The 2,841-nt window shown below is 74.5% G+C and carries 3 protein-coding genes and 1 pseudogene; all 4 read right to left on the bottom strand.

Annotation, left to right across the window (positions count from 1 at the left end):
- Positions 1-184 (bottom strand): annotated as a pseudogene (locus tag ACWDX9_RS62080) (hypothetical protein); the annotation flags it as partial.
- Positions 181-1,296: a P1 family peptidase gene (locus ACWDX9_RS62085; protein ID WP_449973243.1), complete on the bottom strand. Its 1,116-nt coding sequence runs from the start codon at positions 1,294-1,296 to the stop codon at positions 181-183. The gene ACWDX9_RS62085 and the pseudogene ACWDX9_RS62080, both read right to left, overlap by 4 nt.
- Complete coding sequence (locus ACWDX9_RS62090; protein WP_449973244.1) at positions 1,296-2,468, bottom strand: M20 family metallopeptidase; 1,173 nt, start codon at positions 2,466-2,468, stop codon at positions 1,296-1,298. Before ACWDX9_RS62090 ends, ACWDX9_RS62085 begins: the two co-directional genes overlap by 1 nt.
- On the bottom strand, positions 2,465-2,841 hold a 377-nt coding region (locus ACWDX9_RS62095; protein ID WP_449973245.1), incomplete at its 5' end, for an ATP-binding cassette domain-containing protein. The genes ACWDX9_RS62095 and ACWDX9_RS62090, both read right to left, overlap by 4 nt.

Here is a 2,841-nt window from a genome sequence, read left to right on the forward strand (position 1 = left end):
CCCAGCGCCCAACGGAAGCGAGCATGAGCATCGACACCGCATGGCCGTCCGGCCTGCCCATCGGCGACGGATGGGTGGCGACGAGGGAGCCGTCGTACGGGAAGGTGACGTCGTCGGTCTCCGCCGTCTCCACCCATCCGTCGCCGATGGGCAGGCCGGACGGCCATGCGGTGTCGATGCTCATGCTCGCTTCCGTTGGGCGCTGGGGAACACGTCGAGGTACGCGGGCGCGTCCTCGTGGCCGGTGGCGGCGAGGACGGCGTGCGCGATGGCGCGGCTGAACACGTCGGCCCCCGCCGCCAGGACCTCCTGCAGCGTGTCGTGGTCGGGCTCGGGGCCGGCGCAGGTGGCCAGGCCGAAGATCGTGTCGCCGTCGGTCATGGTGTGGGCCGGCCTGATCGCCCTGGCCAGGCCGTCGTGGGCGACCGCGGCGAGCTTGCCGCACTGGGCCTTGGTGAGGGTGAGGTCCGTGGCCACCACGCCGATGGTGGTGTTGAACGAGGGGGCGTTCTGCGGGCGCCAGGCGTCGATCTCCGCCTGGAGCGGGGGCTGGAGGTGGTCGAACTCGCCTGGCAGGCCGTACCGCGCGCCGGCGAGCGTGCCGTCGCGGGGGTCGAGGACCGAGCCTACGGGGTTGGCGACGACCAGGGCCGCCACGGTGGCGCCGCCGGGCAGGACGACGCTCGCCGTCCCCACCCCTCCGGCCAGCCCACCGGCCCTGGCTCCGGTCCCGGCCCCGACCGACCCGCTCCCCACCCCGCTGTCGAGGGTGGCGGTCCCTTGGACGGGGACGACGCCGTCCGGCGAGCCCGTCCCGCTCCTCCCCCTAGGGACCTCCGCCACGGACGGCGGGAGAGCGGCCGACGCACCGTCCGGGGTGGCGGCGTCGTGGGCGGCGGTGCCGAAGGTGGCGTCCGGGACGGCGCGGAACGTGCCACCGCGCCCCAGGTCGAAGATGACCGCCGCCGGCACGATGGGCACCACCCCGCCGGCCACCGGGTACCCGATGCCCGCGTCCGCCAGCCGCTCCACCACCCCGCAGGCCGCCGACAGCCCGTACGCGCTCCCGCCCGTCAGCACCACGGCGTGCACGCGCGACACCAGGTTCCGCGGATCCAGCAGCTCGGTCTCGCGGGTCCCGGGAGCGGCGCCCCGCACGTCCACCCCCGCCACGGCCCCCGCAGGAGGGGCCAGGACGACGGTGGTGCCCGTGCGGTAGCCGCCGCCGACCCGCTGCGCGTGGCCGACCCGGAGCCCGGCCACGTCCATCAGCGAGTTGGAGGGCCCAGCGCGCATCAGAAGTCCCCGTTGAGGAAGCGCCGGGCCGCCTCGGCGAACACGCGGGTGCACCGGACGATCTCGGCCACCTCCACGAACTCGTCCGCCTGGTGCGCGATCCACTTCCCGCCGGGCCCGTACACCACGGACGGGATCCCGCCCCAGTGCGTCAGCACGGTCCCGTCCGTGGACCCGGGCACCCCGCCGTAGACGGGCTCCGCGCCGGTGACGGTACGGTGGGCGGCGGCCAGCGCGGCCACCACCGGGTCGGACACGGGCACGTCCACCGGCGGCCGGTCCACCAGCACCGACACCTCGGCGGCGATCCCGTCGTAGGAGGCGAGCGCGGCCACCCGGTCGGCGATCAGCTTGTGCTCGACCCCGGGGATCGTCCGCACGTCCACGAAGACCGAGGCGGCCGCCGGGATCACGTTCACCTGTTCCTCGGAGCCGGCCCGCAGCACGGTCGGCGTCACGTACACCTCGCCGAGATGCTCGTGCGCCGGGTGCCGTCCCTGCAGCTCCTCCTGCAGCGACCCCAGCCCCACCAGCAGCGAGCCCACGGCGGGGAGGGGATTGCGGCCGTGCTGCGGCATGGCGCCGTGCGCCATCTTGCCGGCGAAGTCGACGCGCAGCCGCAGCGCGCCCTTGGCCACCGCGCAGATCTCGCCCGCCTCGGGCTCGGCGACGATCGCGCCGTCCACGTCGGCGGTCAGCCCTTCGGAGACGAAGTGGTGCGCGCCGATCATGAGGCCCTCCTCGTCGGCCAGCGCGCACACCTTGATCCGCCCGGGGAACGGTCCAGCCAGCTGCAGGGCGCGGGTGGCGTAGAGGGTGGCGGCCAGGCCGGACTTCATGTCGGCGCTGCCCCGCCCCCACAGCCTCCCGTCGCGGATCTCCCCGCCGAACGGGTCGACGGTCCAGGTGGACAGGTCGCCCTCGGTCACCACGTCCGTGTGGCCCTCGAACATCAGGGTGGGCCCGGCACCGCCGCCGCCCTCGACCACGGCCACCACGTTCGGCCGGTCCGGCTCCACCTCGTACACGGTGGGCTCCCAGCCCCACTCCCGCATCTTGGCGGCCACCAGCTCGGCGGCGGCCCGCTCACGCCGCCCGGGGTCGTTGGTGCTGGGGATCCGCACCAGCGCCTGGGTGAACCCCACCACTCCGTCGGCATCGACGTCGATCAAAACAATCCCTCCAGAGTCGGTACGGCCTGCAGCAACGTACGCGTGTAGGCATGGGCGGGCGCGGCCCAGACCTCGTCCACCGGCCCGCTCTCCACGATCTCCCCATGGCTCATGACCGCGACCGTCTCGCACACGTGCCGCACCACGGACAGGTCGTGCGAGACGAACACGAGCGTGAGCCCCAGCTCGTCCACGAGGTCGGCCAGCAGGTTGAGTATCTGCCCGCGAACGGACACGTCCAGCGCGCTCACCGGCTCGTCGGCGACCAGCACCTTCGGCCGGGGCGCGAGCGCGCGGGCGATGGCGATGCGCTGGCGCTGCCCGCCGGAGAACTGGTGCGGGTAGCGTTCGGCGGCCGAGGCGGGCAGCCCGA

Source organism: Nonomuraea sp. NPDC003201 (genome assembly GCF_053590415.1).

Bases quoted from the DNA above. Each gene is read 5' to 3' on its own strand.
- ACWDX9_RS62085 (WP_449973243.1), bottom strand. From the start codon at position 1,296: ATGCGCGCTGGGCCCTCCAACTCGCTGATGGACGTGGCCGGGCTCCGG.